General features: G+C 37.6%; 11 protein-coding genes. All 11 read left to right on the forward strand.

The features are described 5' to 3' along the window. Window positions 1–101: 101 nt before the first annotated feature. The 11 genes from Q7P22_RS09535 (at window position 102) to Q7P22_RS09585 (ending at window position 6,504) form a co-directional block, all read left to right on the forward strand. The gene (locus tag Q7P22_RS09535) at window positions 102–1,292 is read left to right on the forward strand and encodes an RNA-guided endonuclease TnpB family protein (RefSeq protein WP_303863605.1); all 1,191 of its coding nucleotides are present in this window, start codon (window positions 102–104) and stop codon (window positions 1,290–1,292) included. A gap of 336 nt (window positions 1,293–1,628) precedes the next feature. Next, window positions 1,629–1,808 carry a hypothetical protein gene (locus Q7P22_RS09540; protein ID WP_303863607.1) on the forward strand — a complete coding sequence of 60 codons (180 nt, stop codon included), beginning with the start codon at window positions 1,629–1,631 and terminating at the stop codon, window positions 1,806–1,808. 122 nt (window positions 1,809–1,930) lie between these two features. Next, complete coding sequence (locus Q7P22_RS09545) at window positions 1,931–2,164, forward strand: helix-turn-helix transcriptional regulator (protein ID WP_303863609.1); 234 nt, start codon at window positions 1,931–1,933, stop codon at window positions 2,162–2,164. A 163-nt stretch (window positions 2,165–2,327) separates the two neighbouring features. Then, window positions 2,328–2,489: a hypothetical protein gene (locus tag Q7P22_RS09550; RefSeq protein WP_303863611.1), complete on the forward strand. Its 162-nt coding sequence runs from the start codon at window positions 2,328–2,330 to the stop codon at window positions 2,487–2,489. A 29-nt stretch (window positions 2,490–2,518) separates the two neighbouring features. Beyond that, a complete protein-coding gene (locus Q7P22_RS09555) occupies window positions 2,519–2,890 on the forward strand; it encodes a hypothetical protein (protein ID WP_303863613.1) in 372 nt (123 codons plus the stop codon). Window positions 2,891–3,128: 238 nt separating this feature from the next. Next, complete coding sequence (locus tag Q7P22_RS09560) at window positions 3,129–3,782, forward strand: ERF family protein (RefSeq protein WP_303863615.1); 654 nt, start codon at window positions 3,129–3,131, stop codon at window positions 3,780–3,782. Between the two features lie 2 nt (window positions 3,783–3,784). Further along, window positions 3,785–4,180: a hypothetical protein gene (locus Q7P22_RS09565; RefSeq protein ID WP_303863617.1), complete on the forward strand. Its 396-nt coding sequence runs from the start codon at window positions 3,785–3,787 to the stop codon at window positions 4,178–4,180. 56 nt (window positions 4,181–4,236) lie between these two features. Continuing rightward, entirely contained in the window at window positions 4,237–5,061 is an 825-nt protein-coding gene (locus Q7P22_RS09570; RefSeq protein WP_303863619.1) for a conserved phage C-terminal domain-containing protein, read from the forward strand. A 13-nt stretch (window positions 5,062–5,074) separates the two neighbouring features. Continuing rightward, window positions 5,075–5,896 carry an ATP-binding protein gene (locus Q7P22_RS09575; protein ID WP_303863620.1) on the forward strand — a complete coding sequence of 274 codons (822 nt, stop codon included), beginning with the start codon at window positions 5,075–5,077 and terminating at the stop codon, window positions 5,894–5,896. A 2-nt stretch (window positions 5,897–5,898) separates the two neighbouring features. Further along, window positions 5,899–6,177, forward strand: coding sequence for a hypothetical protein (locus Q7P22_RS09580; RefSeq protein WP_303863622.1), 279 nt, complete (start codon window positions 5,899–5,901; stop codon window positions 6,175–6,177). A 156-nt stretch (window positions 6,178–6,333) separates the two neighbouring features. Beyond that, window positions 6,334–6,504, forward strand: coding sequence for an antA/AntB antirepressor family protein (locus Q7P22_RS09585; RefSeq protein ID WP_303863624.1), 171 nt, complete (start codon window positions 6,334–6,336; stop codon window positions 6,502–6,504). Window positions 6,505–6,571 lie beyond the last annotated feature (67 nt).

Consider the following 6,571-nt stretch of genomic DNA (forward strand, 5'->3'; position numbering starts at 1 on the left):
GAAAAACTCTAAACAAAGAGACCACCCATCTATTTGATGGGTGGTAGGTCATCTATAATCAGCTTCTAGCTAACAGCTACACCGACAGTGCCATTAATAAGTTGAACAAGCTTTATCCGATCCCTAAGAATTATTGGAAGTACCGCACAGTCAAGGGCAAAAAAACTGCTATCACCAAGTCTAAAAAGAGAGCGGTAGGCTTAGACCGGATTACTGCGGAAAAATATCCGTGGCTGGGCGATAAAGATTTAGACAGCCTAATGTTCTATAACACTGAAATTCATTATCAGTCCGCTTGGCAGATGTTCCGCAAGGTACATCAAAGCGGTATTCCTAAGTTTAAGCGCAAGGACAGATCGGTTCAGAGCTACAGCACTTCTGCTATAAAGCAAAAAGGCGCTACCCTTTACACTAAGTCTTCAATAAGATTCCTTGACCATAGCCATCTGCAACTGCCTAAAATTGGCAGGATCAAGGTGAAACTCACCAGACCATTGCCCAATAATAATGCGGTAATTACTACGGCAACGGTCAAGCACTTTTCAGACGGCACTTGGTTTGTTTCCTTATTGCTAAGAAGTAATCAGTCATTTGTGAAGGAATTACCGCTGGCTACCGACCCTATCGGGATCGACCTTAATCTCACCGAGTTTTTGGTGGATTCCAACGGTAATAAGGTTGACAATCCCAGATACTACCGCAAAAGCCGTAAGCACTTGGCTAGACTGCAACACGAGCTGGCAATCAAATACAGACGTGCCAAGAAGGAAAAGCGTAATCTGCGTGACTGTAAGAACTATCAGAAACTCCGACAAAAGGTGGCATCCTTACACAAGCATGTGCTTAATCAGAGAAACAGCTTTACCCATGTTCTCTCAACCGCACTGGTCAAGAACCACGACCTCGTAGTTGCAGAGAACCTGCAAGGTAAAAATATGATTAAGAACCATGCCCTAGCAATGAGCATCAGCGATGCCGGCTGGCGTACCTTTCTAAACCAGATGGAATACAAGGCTAAGATGTATAGCAAGACTTTTGTCGAAATTGACCCCAAGTACACTACCCAGCGCTGTCACGCCTGCGGACACATCAAGAAAGACAAAGACCATATCAGCTTGTCGGGCAACAAAGCCCACCAGACCGATCACTTCACCTATATTTGTTACAACAAGGAATGCCCCTTATACATGCAAAAGCAGGATCGTGACGTGAATGCATCAAAGAATATATTAGACAAGGGCTACAGTGTCCTGCTCGGCTTCACCAGTCCTAAGACGAAGATCAGCCGATAAATAATAGGACAGGGCGTTTGGCAACTCACGTCCTTAACGGTTTTGGTAATTGATTGTAAGCCGTTTTCGGGAACTGCAATGACTTTGATATCGTTGCATTCGCTGCAAGCGCAGATCGTATCTAAACAAGTTGCGTCTAGTAGGCTAAAGGCTCATCGCCTTTAGCCAAAGTATGCAAGCCCCAGAATTAATTCTGGGGTAGTTGACTACTCTAATGCAGTTATAAAAAAGCAAAAAATAAAATAAAAGTGTAAAAAAGTATTGTATTTTTAATTTAAAGTGATATTATAGTGGTGTAAAGAAATAAAGGGAAAATATAAGAGAAGGTGAAAAATATTGGCAAGATCAGAAGCTTTAAAAAGGGCACAAAAAAGATACTATGAAACGCACAAGGAAGAAATGAAGCGAAATATGTATAAATCACATGCTAAGCACTTTGTTTTAGACTATGACCCAACAAGAGAAGAATTGCTTAAATTAAAAAAATTAATAGAAGAAAAATTGGAAAAAATCTAGTTTTTCTATTTACTTTTGTATAAAAAATAAAATAAAAGTGTAAAAAAGTATTGTATTTTTAATTTAAAGTGATATTATAGTGGTGTAAAGAAATAAAAGGAAAATATAAGAGGAGGTAAAAAATGAAGAACGTAGTTAGAGAAGACGCTAATGAAGTTTTAGAAGCTTTAATTGACCAAAAAGGGCTCAAAAAGGGCTTTATCGCCAAAAAGCTTGGAATGTCCCCACAAAATTTAACGAACACTATTCATAGAGGAAGAGTAAAGGCCGACCTTGTTTTTAAAGTATCAAAGGTTTTAGACGTAAATCCAAGTATCTTTTTGAATGAACCATACTCGGATTTCTTGAAGAAATAGGAGGGAAAAAATGAAGAAGTTTAATGACTTTTTTAATGATCTGTTTGATTTTGAACATTGGCTAAAGCCGTGGCAGTCAATTGCAATCATAACAGTATACGTTCTACTTTTTATAGGTTCAATCATTTGTTTATGTGTTTTGGATAAATAGGGGAAAAAGAAAATGAAGAAGAAAGTAAGCTTAAACAGGCTTAAATTGATTCAAGCAGGCAATACAGTGTATACGACATGTCAAAGATTCGACAAAGGCTTAAAAAGATTTGGCTTTGTTGAAAAAGTTAAAAACGCAAGAGAAGCCTTTCAATTGCCAAAGAGAATGAACTAAGGCTGATTAAAAAAGAGAGGAACATATAGATGATTGAGTTTGATGATAGAGATTTACGTGATTTACAGGATGTTGATGGCATTCTTTTACAAGACGTGCATGGTCAGCGTGTAGCAATTGGTGCTGGGTTTGACTATGAAAACGTCTTTTACTTTATGCATGACTATTTCAAAGAATATGGTGAAGAAGACTTTGCCCAACAACTTGGCTATGAAGATGATATAGACATGTACAAGTCATGGTTTTCTGGTATTCCAGTTCATGAAGACAATATTATGGATATGGTGTATGAATCCTTTACTGGGATTGACGCAGATTCACTTCCAGACAATTATGACCATGAAGAAGAGGATTACTTGGAAGCAGAGGATCACAAATTAGACCAAGAGCGTGGTAAGTAGGCTCAGTTATGCAGTTAGATCCAAGCAAAACACTTGAAGACAACTACCAAGACTAGCTGCAAAGGATCAATGAAGAGACTGATTTCTTTGTTGGTGCTTGGACTAATGCAGCTAAAAATGAGTTTCCAACTCCTGATAACGTGGGAGAAACAGTGAATAACCTATCACGGACAATCTTTCAAGACACGAGAAGACAGATAAGCGACAAGGCACAAAAACAGAAGTGGAGATAACTAAAATGATAGAAGAAGAAAAAGAAATAAAGATTCCTATTTTAACTCAAATTCAGAATGAGCTTAAAGCGCCAAAAAATCAGTATAATAGCTTTGGAAATTACAAGTACAGAAATGCAGAGGACATTGAGTCAGCATTGAAACCACTGCTTGCTAAGTATGGTGCACAACTGACATTTGATGAGGACTATAGAGAAGTAGGTGGAAGAGTTTATGCTGTTGAGATAGCCCACTATAAAGATTCAGAACAACAAATTACTGTTAAAGGTTGGGCTAGAGAGGCTGAAAGCAAAAAAGGAATGGACGACAGCCAAGTTAGCGGGGCAACAAGCTCATACGCCACAAAATATGCACTTGGTAGGCTATTTCTGATTGACGACACTAAAGATGCTGACAGCCAAAAGCCAACTAATGCTGTCACAAGACAACCAGACCAGAATAAGCCTAGAGAGACATTAGGCCAACGAATAGTCAAGGCTAAGCAATTTGAAATTCAGTATGGTGGCAGAAAAGAAAAGTTAGTTGATGTATGTCGCTGGGAAGCTAATGGTGATGATCAAGCTAAAGCATTCTTAGATAACTGGCGGACTAAATCCAAAGGTAATGAAGCAGCATACAAGTTTATTAGAAATCAGTGTATTGGAAAAGAGAGTGCTTAACGATGGCATCAAATTCAAGTCCTTTATTAATTAATGAAAGCCCACTTCAAGTTTTGCCATCATTAGCGGTAGCACTTGGCAATGTTAATGAGGCAATCATTCTTCAACAAATCCAGTGCTTGCTAAAAGAGCCAAAAAGCGGGCGAGTTGATAAAAACGGGCAAAAATATATTAGAAGAACCTTTGAAGAATGGCACGGTCAATTCCCGTGGCTTTCTGTTAGATCAATTAAAGAACAATTTAAGTCTCTTAAAGACAAAGGAATTGTAATAGCAAAAAATTTCAGTGAAGGTGGCTTTAGTCGCACTCTATGGTACAGCATTAACTACGACAAATTTGACGAATTTATGCAGAAGAATAGTCAGACAAAGCGCTTAAATGAATTTACTTCACACTGAAAGAAGAGAATAGTATAGTATAAATAGTCAGATAGGGTAAATGGAGGTAAACGAGTATGAAAGCTAGTTGGTTATATTCCAAAAGTCCGTTAGTGGTAGATAAAGACTTAGCTACAATTATTGGGCTTAATGAAGCAATCATATTGCAACAAATTAATTACTGGTTGCACGTCCGTGGAGGAAAAGATGTTGACAGTAGGCACTGGATTAAGCACACTATTTCAGAATTCTTAGAAAAGGATTTTCCCTTTTGGAGTAGAAGCACTGTTAAGCGGGCTATAGTTAACTGTAAAAAAAAGGGATTTCTGTTAGAGAGAAACCTAAATACAGCAGGATTTGATAAATCTAAATGGTATTCCATTGATGAAGACAAACTAAACGAGGTGATGAGCCATGCATTGGTTCAAAATGAACCAACGAGTGGTTCAAAATGGACCAATGGAAAGGTTCAAAATGAACCAACCTATACCAGAGAATACACAAAGAATACAACAGAGATTACAACAAATAATAATAAGAGTTCATCTAAAGATGAACACATCCCTTATTCAGATATTATTGATTATCTAAATCAACAAACAGGACAAGCATTAAGACCCACTACTAAAGCCTATAGAAAACTAATTAGAGCAAGGTGGGGTGAAGGATATAAACTTAAAGACTTTAAGACTGTCATAGACAACAAGAAGAAAGAGTGGCAAGGAACAAAATTTTGGAATTTCATGACACCTAAAACCCTATTCACTTCGGGACACTTTAACACATATCTAAATGCTAATAAGCTTGAAGCAAATAGTAATCGTGGCGGTGGCTTCAACATTGATGAAGAGGCACAGAAAAAGTTCTTTGATCAAATTGACGGTAACGACCTACCATTTTAAAGAGGTGATGTAATTGCCAAAAGCAAAGCCAATTATGGATTATATGCGGATACGTACCAAAAAAATGGGTGGCTTTTGCCCCACACACACTGATACAGAACTGATTACTGATATTTATAATCATGCTAAGCCATTCTGTCCGAAGTGTGCAGCAGAAAACATAGAAAAAGAGAAAACATCATTTGATAGAAAAATAACTAGAGAAACGATTACTAGATACATGTATCGTTATTCACTACTGGACAACAAATCAGAGTTGCAAAGCTCATTTGATGATTTTAGAGCGGAAAAAGGTACTAAAGAGTATGAAGTTAAGCAAAAAGCTAGACTACTTGCAGGTGCTTATTTAAAAAGCACGGATAAAACAGGCGAGAAGCGTAAAAAGTTCAATACCATTTTCTTTGGAAACCCTGGAACTGGTAAAACCCACCTAGCTATGTCGATGTTAAAGGGAGTTAATGGCTACGCTAAGCCAGCAAAGAGATGTTTGTTTATTAACGTTAACACTCTAATGGATAGAATATTTAGCTCATTTAATGACCCAACAGAGATGTGGACTAAAGAGTATTCAATTAAATTGATCAGCCAAGCTGATTTGATTGTTTTAGATGACTTAGGCACCGAAAGCTCTATGACTGACAGGGAACAAGCTTCCGAGTTTGTGCAAAAGCTACTATATAGAATTAGCAATAGACCAACGGAATTAATCATCACAACCAACCTATCACAACAGCAGTTTAAACGAACGTATAACATGAAGATTATAAGCAGGCTATTCGCTAATACAAGGAACTCAATCATAGATTTTTCAGGAATTAAGGATAAAAGGTACTAATTATGACAAGAGAAGAACAAGACTACGAGCATTTATCAAAAATTTTGGATTCATATGTGATTTGTAATGATGAGGCTAGACATGAATATGTGCGTACGGAGCTACTACAAGTCGCCAGACTGCGCAATGTGTCGCTAGAGGTAGTAGTGCAAGAGGTAGCAAATGCAGTCAGTAGAGAGGCTGATAATCTCAAAAGCAACAGTTTTTTGCATCAGCATATGGTTACAGTCGAAAGAACACTGATTGAGCTACTACACCCAAAGCCATGCAAGCAATACTAAAAAAGCAACAGTGAAAAATAAATATGCCAAAGCGCCAGTGATTAATTTTACTGGTGTTTTTTGTGGTTTTAAGAGGCTTAGAGTGGTTTTATGGACTAATAGGTATAGACATAGCTAAGAAACATAAAAGCTATTGTAAGGTTTAATAAGAGCAAAATACAATGGCACTCACTCTTTGAAGAAGGGCAAGATTTTATGAGCGTAACTACAGTTACGGACATGCCAAATGGCGGTACTAAGCCAATTAAAGACTATTTATTAACCATCGACATGGCCAAAGAGCTTTGCATGAGGTCCAAAACAGGAAAGGCAAAGAAAGCATGTTGATGAAATACAGATCGGCTCTATAATTTTTCCTGTTGATGACTTATCTGTATGATAAGCTGTTAACAGG

The sequence above is a fragment of the Alkalibaculum bacchi genome (genome assembly GCF_937875145.1).
Taxonomy (GTDB): Bacteria; Bacillota; Clostridia; order Eubacteriales; family Alkalibacteraceae; genus Alkalibaculum; species Alkalibaculum bacchi_A.